Genomic DNA, 16,506 nt, shown 5'->3' on the forward strand with positions numbered 1-16,506 from the left:
ACAGCCGCGCGCCGTCACCTCGCCAGCGGCGCCCGGCGCCAGCGCACCTGCCCGACCACCAGCGCCAGCAGGACCAGGGCCATGGACAGGCCTTCGTCGAGGGTGACGCGCTGCCCCAGCAACAGCATCGAGCCAGCCGTCCCGAACAGCGGGATCAGCAGCGACAACGGCGCTACCCGTGACACCGGATACTCGCGCAGCAACAGGTTCCAGCCCCAATAACAGAAATGCGTCGCGACATAGACCTGGAACAGCAGCGAAAGCATCGCCGTCCCGGACACCTGTCCGACTAGTTGCACGAAGGGCTCGGCGCCGTGGGCCAGCCAGGTCAGTACCAGCAACGGCAGCGGCGCGAAGAGGCTGGCCCAGACCACAAAGGCGAACACCTCGCGCACCCCGCAGCGCTTGATGATCACGTTGCCCAGGCTCCAGCTCAAGGCACTGGCCAGCAACAAGGCATAACCCAGGCTGGTGGCCTGCCCCGGGCTGCCGGCGATGATCCGCAACAGCCCCACCAGAGCGATACCCGTGGCCACCCATTGCGCCACCCGCAGGCGCTCGCCGAACAGCAGCGCACCCCAGCCCAGGGAAAAGAACGCACTGAACTGGACCAGCAACGACGCGGTGCCAGGCGCGACGCCCTGGTCGATCCCGAGGTTGATCAGGGCCCACATCGCCACCCCGAAGATCAGGCCGTAGGCCACCAGCCAGCCCAGGGCCACTTGCGGGCGCGGCACCAGGAACACCCAGGGCAGCGCCGCCAGGGTAAAACGCAGGGCGGTGAGCAGCAGCGGGTCGATGCTGGCCAGCCCCAGCTTGGTGATGGGGAAGTTCAGCCCCCACAAGGCCGTCACCAGCAGGGCCAGGAGCAGGTGTTTGTTCTGCATGTCGCGCGATCCATGGAAAACGGTCGCGGGCCAATCCCCGACCGGGTTCCCACTATCTCTGCCGGCCTGTTGGCCCGCTTGCAGTATCAGGTCAGATACCAGTAGATTCGGGCCATGGAGCCAATCACTATCGACCCCTATCTGAATTCCCCCCGGGATGTGCTGGTCACCGCCATCGATTACCAGGACGGGCAATACTTTGCCGAACACCGGCATCGACGCGGACAGTTCGCCTACGCCGCCTCGGGGGTGATCAGTGTGTTCACCGACCAGGGCAACTGGGTGGTGCCGCCTCGACGAGCGATCTGGGTGCCGGCTGAGGTGCCGCACGCCATGCACATGAGCGGTCCGGTATTGATGCTCAACACCTATGTGCAGCCCCAAGCGGCGCAACGCTTGGGCCTGCCCGGCGACTGCCAGGTGCTGGAGGTGTCCGAGTTGCTGCGCCAGTTGCTGATCCGCGCCGTGGATACCCCGCCGAACTACGCCACCGATGATGTCCATGGCCAGTTGATGGGCCTGTTGCTGCACGAGATCGCGGCCATGGCGCCGCTGTCGCTCAATGCCCCGCTCCCCGGCGAGCCGCGACTGGTGAAGGCCTGCCGCGCGTTGCTGGAGCAACCGTCGCTGGAGTGGACACTCGATGAAATGGCCCTGCGGGCCGGCATGAGCCGACGCACCTTCACCCGCCTGTTCCGCCAGCACATCGGCATCAGCTTCGTGCAATGGCGCCAGCAGGCCTGCCTGTTGGCCGCGGTCGTGCGCCTGGGCAATGGCGAACCCGTGACCCGGGTGGCCATGGACCTGGGCTATAGCAGCCCGAGCGCCTTCAGTGGGGTGTTTCGCAGGATATTGGGGCATGCGCCCAGTCGCTACTTTGCCCAGGCGCGAGCCTGAAAGGCCGCGGGCCCGGCAGTGCACCTGCCAGGCCGGGCCTGCGAGATCTGCGCTACAGCAATACCGCCGACAACATGCCCAGCGCACCCAGGCAGAAGCCGATCAGCGCGCCGCGTCCGGGCATTTGCTGGAACAGCGCCCAGATCACCAGCGGCTCGAGGATCAGCAGCGAGGTCACCGAAACCACCGTGATGATCCAGATGTCGCCCACGGCCACGTAACCCAGCCAGTAGGCCGCCAACAGGCACAGGCCCCCCAGGCACATGATCAGCACCGGCACCAGCAACTCGCTGCCACTGGTGGTGCCCGCATGGGCCAGCCGCGCGACCACCACTTCACTGTAGATGGCGCAGAACTCGCCCAGCACCATCAGCCCTACAGCAGAAACTCCGAGTAATTCTTTGGACATGAAACAAACCCCTTCGTATTGAGAGCCCGATTTTTCAGCTCCCAGGCATTGATCGCTCCGCTGACGGAGCCGGCATGGCAATGCACAGGGGTACGGGGCAACTCGGTTACGTTGAGGAACTTGATCATCTCCATCTCCTTCTGGGTGACTGACGCCAACAGGGCTCACAGCCCTGCTTGTATAAGTGATTTGCTCCCCCAGCGTCATCCGCCCTTGAGCCTTCGTCGCAAAAAAACCACGCAAACTCCACAGTCCACCAGCGCGCTTGCCGATAGCCTGGGTTGGTCATCCTCAACCTGCAGCCATTGCCTACCATGTCCCAGCCGTCCCTCCCTGTTCGAACCGTACAACCCAGTGACTGGGTCGCCACCTACTTCATCGGTGTCGCGGCGCTGGCCCTGGTGCTGACGCTCACGGTCTGCGTGATACTGCAGGCCTCCAGCCGGGATCCGTGGAGCGACCTGGGCGGCTCGATATCGTTCTACGTGGTGGGGCTGCTGCTGAGCACGGTGGTGATCGGGATCAGCGCCGCCCTGCCCAGTGCCCTGTTCTTCTGGCTGGCCCAGCGATTCACCTGGCACCGCCTGCCGATCTACCTGCTGTGCGGCGCCCTGGCCGCCCTGCCCACCATTCCGGTGGTGATGAGCCTGCTTTCCGGTTTCATCAGCCTTTCAACCAACGCACCCGGCGTGCCCCGCTATCTGCCCGCGATGCTGCTGTTCAGCGCTTCGGGAGCCTTTCTGGGCGCCATCTTCTGGTGGCGCAGCGGACGTCACCTGCGCTGACGCCATCCCCAGGCACCGGCTTGCCGGCAAACAGACACGGGCCATGACCTTGGCCAGCCCACCTACCTGCTGAAGCGATGTTTCCATGCCCTCGACACCCCCGACCCAACGCACCGTGCAACCTGAAGACTGGTTCGCCGCCTACTTCATCGGCGTCACCGCCCTGGCCGTGGTCGCGTCGGCAGGGCTCATGCTGATGATGCTGGCCGGCGCCGGCACCGTGCGCTGGACCGAGATTTTCCAGGTGCTGTTCATGGGCCTGCTGACCCTGGTGGCGAGCGGGCTGGTGATCGGTATTCTCACAGCCCTGCCCTGCACCCTGTTCTTCTGGCTGGCCCAGCGTTTTGCCTGGCGCAACGTGCTGATCTATCTGTTCTGTGGTGCAGTCTTTGCCTTGCCGACCATTCCCGTGGTGATGACCCTGATGCCCGATGTCTACGTCGACCTGCCCGAAGAACCGCCAGTGCCCAGCCAGCTGGAGAACTACGCGTCCATGGCGCCGCTGTTCAGCACTTCGGGGGCCTTCCTGGGGTTGATATTCTGGTGGCGCAGCGGGCGCCATCTGCGCTGACGCATCAGCGGCCAACACCCTCCTGCGCGTCGCGGGCCATCACCACCTTGCCCAACCGGCCGCCGCGCTCCACTCGCTCATGCGCACGCCGCAGGCTCTCTGCGCTGAAAGGGCTGAAGACTTCGCCCAGGGTGCAGCGGATGACACCCTGGTCCAGCAATTGCGCCAGCCGCCCGAGAACATGGTGCTGCTCGATCATGTCCGGGGTCTGGAACAGGGCCCGGGTGAAGACCATTTGCCAGTGCAGGGACACACTCTTGGCCTTGAGCGGCACGGCATCGAAGAAGTCGTGATCGTCGATGAGCGCGATATGACCACGGGGCGCAATGATCTCGACCAGCTCGGCATAGTGCCGCTCGGTATGGGTCAGGGCCGCGATGTGAGTCACTGGCGGCAGGTCGAGGATTGCCAGTTGTGCTGCCAGTGAGCGGGAATGGTCAAGCACATGCTGCGCTCCCAGATCCAGGCACCACTGGTGGCTGTCGGGCCGCGACGCCGTGGCAATCACCGTCATGCCAGTCAACTGGCGAGCCAGCTGGATCAGCATCGACCCCACACCGCCGGCCCCGCCGACAATCAGCAGCGTGCCCGGAACCGAGCGCTCGCCCGGCACCTGACCGAGGCTCTCGAACAGCAATTGCCAGGCCGTCAGCGAGGTCAACGGCAAGGCTGCGGCCTGGGCAAAGGACAGGCTTTTGGGCTTGCGCCCCACCAGGCGCTCGTCCACCCGATGCAACTGGGCATTGGCCCCATCCCGGGTAAAGGTGCCGGCATAGAACACCGCATCACCGGGAGCGAACAGGGTCACGTGCGTTCCCACCGCCTGGACCAAGCCACAGGCATCCCAACCCAGGGTTCGCACACTCTGCGGGACCGCTACCCGGCCATCGCGGACCTTGGTGTCCAGAGGGTTGACCGAGACCGCCTGGACCTCCACACATATGTCGTGGGGACCGAGTGCCGGTTCGGCCAGTTCCACGTCGCAGAGCGCTTGGGGATGGGACAGCGACGATCCCGGGAGGTAGGCGATGGCCTTCATTGCAGAGCTTCCTGGCGATTGAAAGCGCACACTTAAATCCCTCATGCCCCACCCGCACAAGTAGGGTACTTTTGCGTACCAGCTACGCAAAAGGGTCGTCAGACGATGAAGAACAAGCACTACCAGGACATTCCCGGATGCCCGGTCGAGGTCACCCTGGACCTGATCGATGGACGCTGGAAAGGCGTGGTCCTGCACCAACTGCTCAACAACGACTACCTGCGTTTCAACGAGCTGCAACGTCGCCTGCCCGGGATTTCCCAGCGCCTGCTGACCAAGCAACTGCGTGACCTGGAGGCCGCCGGCCTGGTGCTGCGCACGGTGTACGCCGAAGTCCCGCCGCGGGTGGAATATCGCCTGAGCGAAGAAGGGCGATCACTGCAGCCGGTGGTCGAAGCATTATCGAACTGGGGCCAGGGGCGTATCAGCCGCCTGCGCCAAGCCGGGCTCACCTGAGGTCCCTGGCCGGCGCCCCAACCGCTAAGCACGACTGTCACCAAAACCCTCCACTTGTTCACAATTTGTTAAGACTCCCCTGCGTATACTCCGGCGCTTGCCCGCAGCCCTCGCCTGCGCTCCCGGACGCCCCCCATGTCACGACCTGCCCCGTTGTTGTTCCTGCTGGCCTGCCTGCTGTTCTTCTTCGCCCTGGGCAACCATGAGCTGCAAGGCTCGACTGAAACCCGGGTCGCCGGAATCGCCATGCAGATGCATCTGGACGATGACTGGGTCACCCCGCGCCTGTTCGGCACGCCCTTCCTGGAAAAACCACCGCTGAGCCTGTGGCTCGACGCCAGCGCCATCCGCGCCTTTGGCGGCACGCCGCTGGCAGTGCGCCTGGCCTCGGCCTTTGCCGGGCTGTTCAGCGTGATGCTGCTGTACGGCCTGCTGCGGCGCTTCGGTCGCCCCGCCGGCGTGGCCCTGATGGCCGGGTTGATGCTGGCGACCATGGCCAGCTACTGGAGCAACGTGCGCGGCGTGGGCGAGGATGCCCTGCTGAGCCTGGGGGTCACCCTGGCCCTGCTGGGGTTTTACCAGGCCCATCGGCGCCAGGTCGAACACCAGCCGGCACCGCTGGCCTGGCTGGCCTTCGCCGCCGGCATTGCCATCGCCACCCTGAGCAAGGGCGTGCTGGGCCTGGCCATGCCCGGGGTGGTGATCTTCGCCTACCTGCTGGTCGATAGCCTGCTGAACAGGCGGCTGGCCCTGGGGCACTGGCTACGGCCCGCACTGCTGACCCTGCTGGGCCTGGTGCCCCTGGCGATCTGGCTGGCGCTGCTGTACCAGCGTGGCGGCGCGGATGCCTTGGCAGAGGTCCTGTTGACCAACAGCATCGGGCGCTTTGGTGGCTCCTTCGTCGAAGCCGGCCACTACGAGCCCTTCTACTACTACCTGGCCAAGCTGCCCCAGGCCTTCCTGCCCTGGAACATCCTGGTCTACCTGGGCCTGTGGCACTGGCGCAAGGAGCTGGCGAACAACCGCTACCTGCTGTTCTTCACCCTCTGGCTGCTGGCGCAGTTCACCCTGCTGTGCCTGGCATCGAGCAAGCGCACCGTGTACCTGATGTCGTTGACCCCGGCCGCGGCAGTGCTTGCCGCCGAGTACGGCGCGGTGCTGTACCAGCGCCTCGCCCAGCGCGCCCAGGGCAATGGGTTCTGGAGCGCGGTGGGGCGCCAGCGCAAAAGCCTGGTCGTGGGGCTGATGAGCCTGGTGGTGGTGGCCTACCTGGTGAACGCCCAGTGGTTCGCGCCGCGCCTGGACCGCGAGATGTCCTTCGTGCCGGTGACCGACCAGATCAAGACGCTGCGCGCCGAAGGCCATGAACTGGTGCTCTACCAGGCCAGCGAACGCATTGCCGGGGCCAGCGTGTTCTACGTCCAGACGGTGCTCCAGGACCTGGAGTCCGAGGCTCAGTTGATGGCGTTTCTCGCCGAATCCCCCAAGCACATGGCGATACTGGGAGGCCTTGAGCCACCCAAGCCGCCGCTGCAGGTGCAGAAGGTGATGATGGTGGGGCGCCAGGCCTACTATTTCGTCAACCTGGCGCCCGCCGGCTGAACCGCAGGACGGCACCCCGCAGGTGCCGTGCTGGCCAGCATGGATTTACGACCGGTACTGCTAGGTGACCACGTCTGCGGAGCGCGCGAGCACTGTACTCGCCGCGCCCTGGAATGCCATCCGCGCAGACACACCCCTTGAATCCTTTCCCGCTGATACCCGCCCGCCACTGTTGCAAACATGACTGGCGCCCACCAATGGGCATGCCCTCAAGGAGTCAGTCATGACCATCACTGTCAGCACCACCCGAAGCCGGTCCAAGGTTCGCAAACCGTCGATGAGCAAGGGTGGCACCGGGGCCAATGCCGGTCAGTCAAGCGAGGTGATCCCCGGCAGGAGCAGCCGGTCGACGCTCGATTGCTCGCGAGGGTCGTCAACGGTAGCGCGTATTAATTGGATGAACGCAGCGCTCTCAACTCGATCGCGGGCAAGCCTCGCTCCTAGCATTTCCCTGGCTGATCGGCATTAGGCACCGGGGTTGCCTAGCCCCCGCCAAGCCTTGCCTGTGGACGGCGCGATTTCGCCAAGGTCCCTGCCCTGTTTGCATGCCAGCCCCACGAGGGCTTGGAAAGGAGTACCCCCATGTTGATTCTGCGCTCACTGATCATTGTCCTGGGCCTGTTTGCTGGCGCCGTCCAGGCCCTGGAAACCGCCAGTACTTCCCCTGCAACCCTGAAGGCCTACGCCGTCACCCTGGAGCAAGCCGCCGCCGGCAGCCAATGGCATCAAATGTGGAAACGCACCCGGGACAACGGGGCATTTATCCAGCATGGCGAGCATCCGCGCCTCACCGTCAGCCAGGACAAACTGCCGGATATGGCCCGTACCACCTTGGGCAGCGCCACCAGCGTCTGGGCCCGGAACTCCACCCAGGCGCTGTACCGCTACGAATTCACCACCCCCATCGGCAGCATCGCCAACCTGCCGGTCAAGGCCCTGTGCCTGGTGGTGGACTGGCGCACCTTGCCCGCCGGCACTCGCACCGATGACGCCGGCGCCATGGCCAGTGTCAGCCTGTTCATCGCCTTGCCCTGCCCTTGAGAACGAACCGGCCGCCCGGGCCTACCCCGGGCGGTGCTGTTCACGGCTTGAGTTGCGAACTCAGCAGGTCGGCCTCCTGGCCTCGCCGGCTCTTGTAGGCATCACCGAAGTCACGCAGGTTGGCCACCGCCTGGGCCCAGTCGCAAGCAATCACCTGGCGCCAGAAATTCGGCGTACGGCTGGCCAGGTCACCGTACTGAAAGGACACCGAGGCAATCACCGTCTGCGCGGGCGCCGGCAGTTGAGCGAAGTCCCGCCCACTGGCCGCGGCATAGTTCTTCGCCAACTGCTCGATGAAGGGCGCATTGAATGCTTCGTCAATCAGGCGCGCTTCATCAGGGCTGATGGTCAAGGGGTACTTATCGAGGACAGCCTGCGCGTCCACGGTGATCAGGAGCAGATAGGGGCTCAGGCGCCGCACCAGGTCCGCCGGCAGCTTGAGCGCCTGCAGGTCCGCCAGCTTTCGCTGCCCCAGGTCGAAACCGGTGGCAATCGTGACCCCGCTCTTGCTATGAGCAATGGCGGGCACATACCCCTCGGTACGGGCACCGCCTTCTCGTTCGGCGATGAAATTGAAATCGATCGAATAGCGCGACATGGGAGTTCCCTCATCCAGTTGAAGAAAATCCAGTGCAACACCCGCGACCGATACAGCATCAGACTGTAATAGTTCCCCGCAATAAGGGGGATATTTCCCACTGCAAAGAGGAACCAACACCTCCTTAGGATCGAACCGGCTTTATCCATAATTCCAAGGAGGTACCAAATGGACGTGAAAGACCTCAGCCTTATCGATGTTCGCCAACTCCCTCACTCGCTCCAGGCCCTCATCGATTGCATTGGCCTGGAAAACGCCTATCGCCTGACCTGCGAATACGGTGGCCGCCCCAAGTACATCCCCAAGCATGCCGAACGCACCTCCCTGGCCCTGCTCCTGCCACCGGAGGCGCTCGACGCACTGATCGAGCGTTTCGCCGGCCTGGCCCTGGAAATCCCCAAGGCCGATCACTTCTGCCGGCAGATCCGCAACCAGCACATCCAGCTGGAAAGCCTGGGCGGGATCTCCCGTAGCGTACTGGCCGACAAATACGGCCTGAGCCTGCGGCAGATCGGCAACATCCGTCGCCTGGACGTCACCACTCCCCGGTAATCGCTTCCCGCTGAAGCGTCGACAATGGCCTGCATAGGCTGCAAGTGCGCAACCAGCGCATAGACGACAAGGAGAAAGACCATGGCAGAAATAGACAAGGGCCTGATCGGCGGCGTGATAGCCGCCCTGCCCCTGGACAAGATGATCACTGGTCCATTGATGGCGATGATCCAGGCACAGGTCGCCGCGAGCAAAGCCTACGCGGACTTCCTGATGGGCGTGTGCATCCAGAACGGCCAGGCGGTATCGGTGCAGTTCGACTACGACGAGACCCTGGTGGACGATCAGGGCGTCTACAAGGGCACGGTGAAGAAGTCGATGCGCATCCCGCTGCTGGCGGCCATCAGTCACCCCAACATCACCATCGAGGAAGGCTCGATCGAGTTCGAGCTGACCATCAGCCAGATGGCCGAGGACACCAGTTCCACCGAGGCCTCCGGCAGCTTCGAGGCGAAGATGGGCTGGGGGCCCTTCAGCGTCTCGGTCAAGGGTGCGGCGAGCCACAAGTCCACCCAGACCCGCAAGACCGATACCCGCGCACGTTATGCCATCAGCACCAAGATCGTCCGCCAGGACCCGCCGGAAGCCCTGATGCGGGTGATCGACTTCCTCACCGATGCGGCCACCAAGCCGGTGATGCTGCCCAACGCCACCGCGACCGACACCGACAAGCTGCCCACCGCCAATACGCTGAAACAGCCTGATGCGCCTGCGGAGAAGAAAAAAGACACCGTGTGATTGCCTCTGCCAACGAGCCCCGCCCACCCGGCGGGGTACTCCAGCCACCACTCCAGGAGCGTGATCCATGGCGTTTTTTTCCCGTCGCAAGGAGCCCATGTCCGCCAGCGACCTGAGTCACATCACCCGGGGCATGCACCAGGCTGCGGCCGCTACCCACAACCTGATCGCCCAGCAGTACATCAAGCTGTTCGACCAGTTCTTCGACTATGACGTCAACGACCTGGGCACGCCGATGAAGGCCAAGATGGTGGAGGTGGCGCTCAACGACCAGCACATCATCAACGTCCCGCTGATCGCCCTGGTCTCGCCCAAGGGCCTGGCCCTGCACAAGATGACCGTCGACCTGTCGGTGCGCATGCAAGGCACCGAGCTGCAGAAAGCTACCCACGACCTGGAGAACGGTGAACTGCAGTGCGAAAAGTTCTTCGTCACCTTCGGCCACGGCAAGCGCGAAGGCCATGAGCGCGACCCCGACGAGGTGCAGATCAGCATGGAGTTTCGCGATTGCGAGCCGCCGGAGGCGATCCAGCGCCTGATCGAAGAGTTCACCAACCTGATCAGCCCCCAGCGGCTCAGCGAAAACCCGCCGAACCTGCCACCGCGCCCCGGCCGGCCTGAAGAGGCAGACCTGCTGATGCCCTGAAGCCAACAGCGTCCAGGGCAAGGCCAGGCGATCGCCTCAGCGCTTGAGGTCCACCGAGCGCCAGTCGCTGGCCTCGATCAGGCCGAGCATCTTCGGCGTGCCGTCCAGCGTATCGGTGGAGACGAACAAGGCCGCGCCGTACCCCAGGGTCGGGGTCGCCCGCTTGAGGTCCTGTTCCAGTTGCGCCATGCATTCGCTGTGGGTCACCAGCACCAGGTTGCGGCCGGCAACCTTGTGCGCCAGGGCGTCGCGCAACATGCTGCCCTTGCAGTTGAACAGCCAGCTGTCGCCGCTGCTGACCTTGCTGAACATATAGCCTGCTGTCTGCACGGTACGCGTCAGGGGGCTGTTGTAGATGTCGGTCCGCGCAAGGCCCAGTTGCTCGAACTGCGCGCCGAGCCCCACCGCCACGTCCCGGGCACGATCGGTAATACCGTCCGTCGGGCCAATGCAGGCAGCATTGGAGCGATCGCAGCGCTCCACATGGCGCACCAGGGCGATCACGTCGCCCTTGGCCCAGCTGGCGCTCAGGGCCTTGATCCCGCTCGTGTTGCCATGGGCCAGGTCGGGCACGGCCGCCGGTTCGAGCAGGTACAGGCCCAGCGGCAGCATCAGGCCCACAGCCAGCAACAGGGCCAGGAGCCTTCTGTAGCGGGCCAGGACACGCCCCAGGGAAGGACGCCCGGCCTGCGCAATCAACAGTCTTGTACTCACGTTGGCGTCGCCCTTTGCAGAATGTTCCGTGGTGCCGAACAGCTCGCGCCGAGGCTACGCAGGCCTGATGACAATCGAGCGCTGTCGCGTGCCCGAGGCAGCGAACGGCCAGACTCTAGGCGGGTGGGCGTGGGGGAGCGGTGAAATGAATGTGAAAAAAAGCTCAACGGACAGGGGGTTCATCCCGCAAAATAGCCGTCAAACGCTGAAACATTGTCTTGGCGCAATGCCGACGAAATCGTTTCAGCTATGGCACATCCCGCCGATACACCCCCTACAAAACACCTTGCTGGTCACCAAGAACAACAATCTTCCGGCCAACTGAGATCAAGAAGCGCTACGTTCCTGGAGGAATTCAATGAATAGCTGGTTCGCCAACATCAGCGTCAACCTTAAGTTGGGCCTGGGCTTCGGCCTGGTCCTGGCCCTGACCACCGTTCTTGCACTGACCGGCTGGACCAGCCTGGGCGGCATGATCGACCGCAGCAACTGGATGAGTGACATCACCCAGCTCAACATCGGCCTGACCAAGCTGCGGGTCACCCGCCTGCAGTACATGCTGGCCAACGGCGACGAAACTGCCGCCCAGGGCGTGCAGAACACCCTGGACGATTTCAGCGCCCAGCAGAAAAAGCTCCTGGCCTCGTTCCAGAGCCCGGAAAACATCAAGCTCCTGCAAGGCCTGGGCGCGACCATCAGCGCCTATCAGGACTCGCTGAACAAGATGCGCAACGCCTACCGCACCGGCGACGCTGCGCGCCTGGCGATGAACCAGAACGCCGAACGCGCCAATGACCTGATCAACGGAATCAACACCTGGGTCAAGCAGCTCCCCCTGAGCGACGAGCGCTTCGAGCAGTTCCAGGCCATCACCCAGGCCAAGGAAGCCTTCCAGCTGGCCCGCTATGAAGTGCGTGGCTACGTCACCACCAACAACCCGAACACCGAACAGAAAGCCGTCACCGAGCTCAACGCCGCGATTGCCGAAATGGGTCAGCTCAAGGCCCATTTCAGCATCACCCAGCGTGATGCCCTGCAACAGCTGGAAACAGCCCTGAATGGCTACCGCAGCTCGCTGCAGGACTTCAAGGTGGCCTTTACCAGCGCCGTGCAGGCACGCAAGGAAATGACCGACCAGGGCGCCGACATCGTCAGCCGCAGCGACGCCCTGTACCAGATCCAGCTGGATCGCCGTGACGTCGAAAGTGCCCAGGCCCGCAGCCTGCAATTGACCAGCACCTTGCTGGCGCTGCTGGTGGGCGTGCTGGCCGCGGTGATCATCACCCGCCAGATCACCCGTCCGCTGCGCGAAACCCTGACCGCGGTCGAGCGCATCGCCTCCGGCGACCTGACCCAGGACATGCATATCACCCGCCGCGACGAACTGGGCGTGCTGCAACAGGGCATCGCTCGCATGGGCGTGACCCTGCGGGAGCTGATTGGCGGTATCCGCGACGGCGTGACCCAGATCGCCAGCGCCGCCGAAGAACTGTCGGCGGTGACCGAGGAAACCAGCGCCGGGGTCAACAGCCAGAAAGTCGAGACCGACCAGGTGGCCACCGCCATGCACGAGATGACCGCCACCGTGCAGGAAGTCGCGCGCAACGCCGAAGAGGCCTCCCAGGCGGCTGCCGCCGCCGATGGCGAAGCTCGCGAAGGCGACAAGGTAGTGGCCCAGGCCATCGAGCAGATCGAGCGCCTGGCCAGCGAAGTGGTGCGCTCCACCGACGCCATGAGCGTGCTGCAACAGGAAAGCGACAAGATCGGCAGCGTCATGGACGTGATCAAGGCCGTGGCCGAACAGACCAACCTGCTGGCCCTGAACGCCGCGATCGAAGCCGCCCGCGCCGGTGAAGCCGGCCGTGGTTTCGCCGTGGTCGCCGACGAAGTGCGGGCCCTGGCCCAGCGCACCCAGAAGTCCACCGAAGAAATCGAGGAACTGGTGGCCGGCCTGCAGAACGGTACCCAGCAAGTGGCGACCGTGATGCACAACAGCCGAGTACTGACCGACAGCAGCGTCGACCTGACCCGCAAGGCCGGTGCGTCCCTGGAGAACATCACCCGCACGGTGTCCAACATCCAGTCGATGAACCAGCAGATCGCCGCCGCTGCCGAACAGCAGAGCGCCGTGGCCGAAGAGATCAGCCGCAGCATCATCAACGTGCGCGACGTGTCGGAACAGACGGCCGCCGCCAGCGAGGAAACCGCCGCCTCCAGCGTCGAACTGGCCCGCCTGGGCGGCCAGTTGCAGATGATGGTCAGCCACTTCCGCGTCTGACTTGCCCCCCATGGCCGCCGCCTTTGAACAAGGCTGGTGGTCATGTGCAGGACGCCAGATACCCGGCGCACGCAAGGTGCGCCACGCCTGGATGCTCGACTTCTGTAGCCGCTGCCACAGGCTGCGACAAGGCCCGCAGGGCCTTCCCGGGCCCTCGAAGGCAGCTCTCCTTCGGGGCCGGTCGCCGCCTTCGGCAGCGGCGACAAGAGGCGCGGTGCACAGTCATTTACAGCGCTCGCGGTTTGCCCTTACCTTTCCCGGTCTCCATCCTGCTGTCCGAAGGATTCGTTGCCAGGAACCCGCCCATGCCCAGCCTCGGTTTTACCTCGGTCCCGCCCCTGCTCAAGTACCTGCTGTATGCCGAGCAACTGGGCATTGCCACGGAACCGGCACTGGCCGCCGCCGGGCTGCAGCCGGCGCAGCTGAACGACACCAGCCTGCGCTTGCCGCTGGAAGTCCACGAACGCTTGCTGGACTACTTCTGCCTGCATTCGGGCGACCCGCTGTTCGGGCTCAACTCGGCACGCTTCGTCAAGCCCAGCTCCTGGAACGTGCTGGGCTACATCACCATGAACTGCGCGACCCTGGGCGAAGCCATGGGCCGCATCATGCCGTTCGAGAAACTGGTGGGGGACATGGGCACCAGCCGCGCCGAGGTGGCAGGTGACGAAGTGCGCCTGGTCTGGAGCTGCCGCCACCAGCGTCCCGATATTCGCCGGCACCTGGTGGAAAACGTGCTCGCCTCCTGGTTGCTGTATGCCCGCTGGATCGCCGATTCGCAGCTGTCGCCCTGCGCCGTGTGGTTCGAGCATCCGCTGCCCGAACAGGCCAGGGTCGAGCAGTACGAGGCGCTGTTCGGCTGCCCGGTGCTGTTCCAGCAACCCTGCTCGGCCCTGGTGGCCCCCCTGCACTACCTGCAACTGCCCCTGCGCCAGGCCGATGCACGCCTGCTCAAGACCCTGGAAGACCACGCCCAGTCGATGATGGCTTCATTGGCCGATGCGCCCGTGACGCTCCAGGTGCAGAACGTTTTGCGCCAACTGCTCAAGGATGGCCTGCCGCGCAAGGAGCAGGTGGCCGAACAGCTGCAGGTGTCGGTCAGTACCCTGCAGCGCCAGCTGCTCAAGGACGGCACCTCCTACCAGCAGGTCCTGGACGACCTGCGCCAGGAACTGGCCGAGCACTACCTGCGGCACAGCGACCTGTCGATCCAGGCCATTGCCGACTGCCTGGGCTTCACCGAGCCTCGCTCGTTCCACCGCAGCTTCAAGGCCCGCACCGGCCTGACGCCCGGCCAGTTCCGCCAGGCGGCTCCCAGCCGGGGCCAGGCCTGAGCCTGTCAGGCGCTGATGGCGTTGGTGAACACCAGCCGATTGCCGAACGGGTCGAGTACGGTCATGTCCTGGCTGCCCCAGGGCATGGCCTGGATGCGCGGATCGGAAAACGGATAGTGCTTGGCCAAAAGCTGCTGCTGGAAGGCTTCCAGCTCGTCGGTCTCGATACGCAGCGCGGCACCCGGGCTGCCGTCACCCTGGTCCTCGGACAGGTGCAACACGCATTCGCCCCGTGACACTTGCATGTACAGCGGCAGATCGTTGGTGCAGCGGTGCTGCCAATCGAGATGGAAGCCGAGGAAGTCCAGGTAAAACGCCCGGGCCTTGGCTTCATCGAAGATGCGCAGGACGGGGGTGGTCTTGCCAAAGCTCATTGCGTGACTCCCTGACTGGAAACAGGTCGGTGTTAGCGACCCCAATGGTCAGCACTTCGGCGCCACGCGCGCTTTCTTTAATATCAAGACGCCACTACTGTGATGGGGATCAAGCATTCAGCCTGGAACGGCGAACCCCTGGCGCAAATCGCCCTCCCGAGGCAGGAAGCGTCCGTGGCGCTGTTCGCTGGCCTGGCCTGCGGTATAACTGTGCCGGCCATTGACCCACACCCCGTCGATTCCTTGCGCCGAGCGGCGTGGTTCCTGGAAATCGGCCACGTCCTGGACCCGCGCCGGATCGAACAGCACCAGGTCGGCCCAATAGCCTTCGCGGATCTCGCCGCGCTGCAGCAGGCCGAAGCGCGCCGCCGACAGGCCGGTCATCTTGTGTACCGCGGTGTGCAGCGGGAACAACCCCAGGTCGCGGCTGAAGTGCCCCAGTACCCGGGGAAAAGCGCCCCACAGCCGGGGATGGGGAAACGGGTCTTCCGGCAGGCCATCGGAGCCGACCATTGTCAGTGGGTGGGCGAGGATGCGCCGCACATCGCTTTCGTCCATGCCGTAGTACACCGCCCCCGCCGGTTGCAGGCGCTCGGCGGCGGCCAGCAGGTCCAGGCCCCAGTCGGCGGCGATCTGTGCCAGGTCGCGCCCACCCTGCTCCGGATGCGGCGTCGACCAGGTGATGGTGATGCGATAGGCGTCGGTGACTTGCTTGAGGTCCAGGGTCGAGGAGCTGGCGGCATAGGGGTAGCAGTCGCAGCCTACTGGGTGTTCCTGCGCCGCCTGCTCCAGGGCTGCCAGCAGTTGCGGGCTGCGCCCCCAGTTGCCGGCACCGGCGCACTTGAGGTGCGAGATGATCACCGGCGCCCGCGCCGAGCGACCGATCAGGAAGGCTTCGTCCATGGCGTCCAGCACGGGCTCGAACTCGCTGCGCAAGTGCGTGGCATACAGCGCGCCGAAGGCCGTCAGCTCCTCGGCCAGTTGCCGCACTTCATCGGTCTCGGCGCAGAAGGCGCTGGCGTAGGCCAGCCCGGTGGACAGGCCCAGGGCTCCCTGCTCCAGGCTGTCGCGCAATTGCTCGCGCATGGCCGCGATCTCGCTGGCGGTGGCGGTACGGTACAGGTCCGCCAGGTGATTGCTGCGCAGCGCGGTATGCCCCACCAGGGCTGCGACATTCACCGCCGGACGAGCCGCATCCACCGCCGCGCGGTAGTCGGCGAAGCGCGGGTAGACGAACATCTGCCGCTGCCCCAGCAGATTCATCGGGTCCGGCGGATCGCCCTTGAGGGTCACCGGCGCGGCACTGATCCCGCAGTTGCCGACAATCACCGTGGTCACCCCCTGGCTGAGCTTGGGCAACATCTGCGGCTGGCGGATCACCACCGTGTCGTCATGGGTGTGCACATCGATGAACCCCGGCGCCAGCACGCGGCCGGCGGCATCGATCTCGACCGCGGCGACCGCACCGGCCAGCTCGCCGATGCGCTGGATGCGGCCGTCGAGAATCGCCAGGTCGGCGCAATAGCCGGGGCGGTCGCTGCCGTCGATGATCAGGGCATTGCGGATCAGGGTGTCGTAGCGCATG

Annotated in this window: 19 protein-coding genes and 1 pseudogene; 13 read left to right on the top strand and 7 right to left on the bottom strand. The window is 64.8% G+C overall.

The window, feature by feature from the left end:
- Positions 1-14 precede the first annotated feature (14 nt).
- Positions 15-887, bottom strand: coding sequence for an EamA family transporter (locus LGQ10_RS15185; protein ID WP_058434742.1), 873 nt, complete (start codon positions 885-887; stop codon positions 15-17).
- A gap of 114 nt (positions 888-1,001) precedes the next feature.
- Between LGQ10_RS15185 and LGQ10_RS15190 the strand changes: the two genes are divergently transcribed.
- Positions 1,002-1,784 (top strand): AraC family transcriptional regulator, encoded by a 783-nt coding sequence (locus LGQ10_RS15190; protein ID WP_226526018.1) that lies wholly within the window; start codon positions 1,002-1,004, stop codon positions 1,782-1,784.
- A 52-nt stretch (positions 1,785-1,836) separates the two neighbouring features.
- Here LGQ10_RS15190 and LGQ10_RS15195 read toward each other — a convergent pair whose 3' ends face one another.
- Complete coding sequence (locus LGQ10_RS15195; protein ID WP_058434744.1) at positions 1,837-2,154, bottom strand: hypothetical protein; 318 nt, start codon at positions 2,152-2,154, stop codon at positions 1,837-1,839.
- 353 nt (positions 2,155-2,507) lie between these two features.
- Between LGQ10_RS15195 and LGQ10_RS15200 the strand changes: the two genes are divergently transcribed.
- Together LGQ10_RS15200 and LGQ10_RS15205 are read left to right on the top strand one after the other, a co-directional pair.
- Entirely contained in the window at positions 2,508-2,978 is a 471-nt protein-coding gene (locus LGQ10_RS15200; RefSeq protein WP_058434747.1) for a hypothetical protein, read from the top strand.
- 85 nt (positions 2,979-3,063) lie between these two features.
- The gene (locus LGQ10_RS15205; RefSeq protein WP_226526019.1) at positions 3,064-3,549 is read left to right on the top strand and encodes a hypothetical protein; all 486 of its coding nucleotides are present in this window, start codon (positions 3,064-3,066) and stop codon (positions 3,547-3,549) included.
- 4 nt (positions 3,550-3,553) lie between these two features.
- Here LGQ10_RS15205 and LGQ10_RS15210 read toward each other — a convergent pair whose 3' ends face one another.
- Positions 3,554-4,588, bottom strand: coding sequence for a zinc-binding alcohol dehydrogenase family protein (locus LGQ10_RS15210; protein WP_226526020.1), 1,035 nt, complete (start codon positions 4,586-4,588; stop codon positions 3,554-3,556).
- A gap of 105 nt (positions 4,589-4,693) precedes the next feature.
- On the opposite strand from LGQ10_RS15210, the gene LGQ10_RS15215 reads away from it, so the two are divergent.
- The 3 genes from LGQ10_RS15215 (at position 4,694) to LGQ10_RS15225 (ending at position 7,687) form a co-directional block, all read left to right on the top strand.
- Positions 4,694-5,044, top strand: coding sequence for a winged helix-turn-helix transcriptional regulator (locus tag LGQ10_RS15215; protein ID WP_226526021.1), 351 nt, complete (start codon positions 4,694-4,696; stop codon positions 5,042-5,044).
- A gap of 135 nt (positions 5,045-5,179) precedes the next feature.
- Positions 5,180-6,646, top strand: coding sequence for an ArnT family glycosyltransferase (locus tag LGQ10_RS15220; RefSeq protein WP_226526022.1), 1,467 nt, complete (start codon positions 5,180-5,182; stop codon positions 6,644-6,646).
- Positions 6,647-7,228: 582 nt separating this feature from the next.
- Positions 7,229-7,687, top strand: a complete 459-nt coding sequence (locus tag LGQ10_RS15225; RefSeq protein ID WP_226526023.1) for a hypothetical protein — start codon at positions 7,229-7,231, stop codon at positions 7,685-7,687.
- A gap of 40 nt (positions 7,688-7,727) precedes the next feature.
- Here the strand turns inward: LGQ10_RS15225 and LGQ10_RS15230 are convergent, their stop codons facing one another.
- Positions 7,728-8,285, bottom strand: a complete 558-nt coding sequence (locus tag LGQ10_RS15230) for a pesticin C-terminus-like muramidase (RefSeq protein ID WP_226526024.1) — start codon at positions 8,283-8,285, stop codon at positions 7,728-7,730.
- A 168-nt stretch (positions 8,286-8,453) separates the two neighbouring features.
- Here LGQ10_RS15230 and LGQ10_RS15235 point away from each other — a divergent pair, with 168 nt between their 5' ends.
- The 3 genes from LGQ10_RS15235 to LGQ10_RS15245 all read left to right on the top strand — a co-directional run bounded on the left by LGQ10_RS15235 (position 8,454) and on the right by LGQ10_RS15245 (position 10,221).
- Positions 8,454-8,837, top strand: a complete 384-nt coding sequence (locus LGQ10_RS15235) for a hypothetical protein (protein ID WP_058434939.1) — start codon at positions 8,454-8,456, stop codon at positions 8,835-8,837.
- 81 nt (positions 8,838-8,918) lie between these two features.
- Complete coding sequence (locus LGQ10_RS15240; RefSeq protein WP_226526025.1) at positions 8,919-9,575, top strand: DUF2589 domain-containing protein; 657 nt, start codon at positions 8,919-8,921, stop codon at positions 9,573-9,575.
- Between the two features lie 67 nt (positions 9,576-9,642).
- Positions 9,643-10,221 (top strand): DUF2589 domain-containing protein, encoded by a 579-nt coding sequence (locus tag LGQ10_RS15245; RefSeq protein WP_226526026.1) that lies wholly within the window; start codon positions 9,643-9,645, stop codon positions 10,219-10,221.
- 36 nt (positions 10,222-10,257) lie between these two features.
- Here LGQ10_RS15245 and LGQ10_RS15250 read toward each other — a convergent pair whose 3' ends face one another.
- Positions 10,258-10,935 (bottom strand): histidine phosphatase family protein, encoded by a 678-nt coding sequence (locus LGQ10_RS15250; RefSeq protein ID WP_226526027.1) that lies wholly within the window; start codon positions 10,933-10,935, stop codon positions 10,258-10,260.
- 145 nt (positions 10,936-11,080) lie between these two features.
- Here LGQ10_RS15250 and LGQ10_RS15255 point away from each other — a divergent pair, with 145 nt between their 5' ends.
- From LGQ10_RS15255 to LGQ10_RS15265, 4 genes and pseudogenes are all read left to right on the top strand, one after another.
- Positions 11,081-11,260 carry a hypothetical protein gene (locus LGQ10_RS15255; protein ID WP_226526028.1) on the top strand — a complete coding sequence of 60 codons (180 nt, stop codon included), beginning with the start codon at positions 11,081-11,083 and terminating at the stop codon, positions 11,258-11,260.
- A 168-nt stretch (positions 11,261-11,428) separates the two neighbouring features.
- Positions 11,429-12,355: pseudogene (locus LGQ10_RS31545) on the top strand (methyl-accepting chemotaxis protein); the annotation flags it as partial.
- Positions 12,356-12,499: 144 nt separating this feature from the next.
- Positions 12,500-13,213, top strand: a complete 714-nt coding sequence (locus tag LGQ10_RS31550; protein WP_413247623.1) for a methyl-accepting chemotaxis protein — start codon at positions 12,500-12,502, stop codon at positions 13,211-13,213.
- A 305-nt stretch (positions 13,214-13,518) separates the two neighbouring features.
- The gene (locus LGQ10_RS15265) at positions 13,519-14,547 is read left to right on the top strand and encodes an AraC family transcriptional regulator ligand-binding domain-containing protein (RefSeq protein ID WP_058434944.1); all 1,029 of its coding nucleotides are present in this window, start codon (positions 13,519-13,521) and stop codon (positions 14,545-14,547) included.
- Positions 14,548-14,552: 5 nt separating this feature from the next.
- Here the strand turns inward: LGQ10_RS15265 and LGQ10_RS15270 are convergent, their stop codons facing one another.
- Both LGQ10_RS15270 and LGQ10_RS15275 read right to left on the bottom strand, forming a co-directional pair.
- A complete protein-coding gene (locus LGQ10_RS15270) occupies positions 14,553-14,921 on the bottom strand; it encodes a glyoxalase superfamily protein (RefSeq protein WP_226526029.1) in 369 nt (122 codons plus the stop codon).
- A 117-nt stretch (positions 14,922-15,038) separates the two neighbouring features.
- Positions 15,039-16,505, bottom strand: a complete 1,467-nt coding sequence (locus LGQ10_RS15275) for an N-acyl-D-amino-acid deacylase family protein (protein ID WP_226526030.1) — start codon at positions 16,503-16,505, stop codon at positions 15,039-15,041.
- Position 16,506 lies beyond the last annotated feature (1 nt).

The sequence above is a fragment of the Pseudomonas sp. L5B5 genome, from assembly GCF_020520285.1.
GTDB lineage: Bacteria > Pseudomonadota > Gammaproteobacteria > Pseudomonadales > Pseudomonadaceae > Aquipseudomonas.

Excerpts from the sequence above, each read along its gene's own strand:
- LGQ10_RS15190 (WP_226526018.1), top strand. The coding sequence starts at position 1,002 with ATGGAGCCAATCACTATCGACCCCTATCTGAATTCCCCCCGGGATGTG.
- LGQ10_RS15275 (WP_226526030.1), bottom strand. The coding sequence starts at position 16,505 with ATGCGCTACGACACCCTGATCCGCAATGCCCTGATCATCGACGGCAGC.
- LGQ10_RS15225 (WP_226526023.1), top strand. The coding sequence starts at position 7,229 with ATGTTGATTCTGCGCTCACTGATCATTGTCCTGGGCCTGTTTGCTGGC.
- LGQ10_RS15215 (WP_226526021.1), top strand. The coding sequence starts at position 4,694 with ATGAAGAACAAGCACTACCAGGACATTCCCGGATGCCCGGTCGAGGTC.
- LGQ10_RS15185 (WP_058434742.1), bottom strand. The coding sequence starts at position 887 with ATGCAGAACAAACACCTGCTCCTGGCCCTGCTGGTGACGGCCTTGTGG.
- LGQ10_RS15255 (WP_226526028.1), top strand. The coding sequence starts at position 11,081 with ATGAATGTGAAAAAAAGCTCAACGGACAGGGGGTTCATCCCGCAAAAT.
- LGQ10_RS15205 (WP_226526019.1), top strand. The coding sequence starts at position 3,064 with ATGCCCTCGACACCCCCGACCCAACGCACCGTGCAACCTGAAGACTGG.
- LGQ10_RS15245 (WP_226526026.1), top strand. The coding sequence starts at position 9,643 with ATGGCGTTTTTTTCCCGTCGCAAGGAGCCCATGTCCGCCAGCGACCTG.
- LGQ10_RS15220 (WP_226526022.1), top strand. The coding sequence starts at position 5,180 with ATGTCACGACCTGCCCCGTTGTTGTTCCTGCTGGCCTGCCTGCTGTTC.
- LGQ10_RS15195 (WP_058434744.1), bottom strand. The coding sequence starts at position 2,154 with ATGGTGCTGGGCGAGTTCTGCGCCATCTACAGTGAAGTGGTGGTCGCG.
- LGQ10_RS31550 (WP_413247623.1), top strand. The coding sequence starts at position 12,500 with ATGCACGAGATGACCGCCACCGTGCAGGAAGTCGCGCGCAACGCCGAA.
- LGQ10_RS15230 (WP_226526024.1), bottom strand. The coding sequence starts at position 8,285 with ATGTCGCGCTATTCGATCGATTTCAATTTCATCGCCGAACGAGAAGGC.
- LGQ10_RS15270 (WP_226526029.1), bottom strand. The coding sequence starts at position 14,921 with ATGAGCTTTGGCAAGACCACCCCCGTCCTGCGCATCTTCGATGAAGCC.
- LGQ10_RS15235 (WP_058434939.1), top strand. The coding sequence starts at position 8,454 with ATGGACGTGAAAGACCTCAGCCTTATCGATGTTCGCCAACTCCCTCAC.
- LGQ10_RS15210 (WP_226526020.1), bottom strand. The coding sequence starts at position 4,588 with ATGAAGGCCATCGCCTACCTCCCGGGATCGTCGCTGTCCCATCCCCAA.
- LGQ10_RS15240 (WP_226526025.1), top strand. The coding sequence starts at position 8,919 with ATGGCAGAAATAGACAAGGGCCTGATCGGCGGCGTGATAGCCGCCCTG.
- LGQ10_RS15200 (WP_058434747.1), top strand. The coding sequence starts at position 2,508 with ATGTCCCAGCCGTCCCTCCCTGTTCGAACCGTACAACCCAGTGACTGG.
- LGQ10_RS15265 (WP_058434944.1), top strand. The coding sequence starts at position 13,519 with ATGCCCAGCCTCGGTTTTACCTCGGTCCCGCCCCTGCTCAAGTACCTG.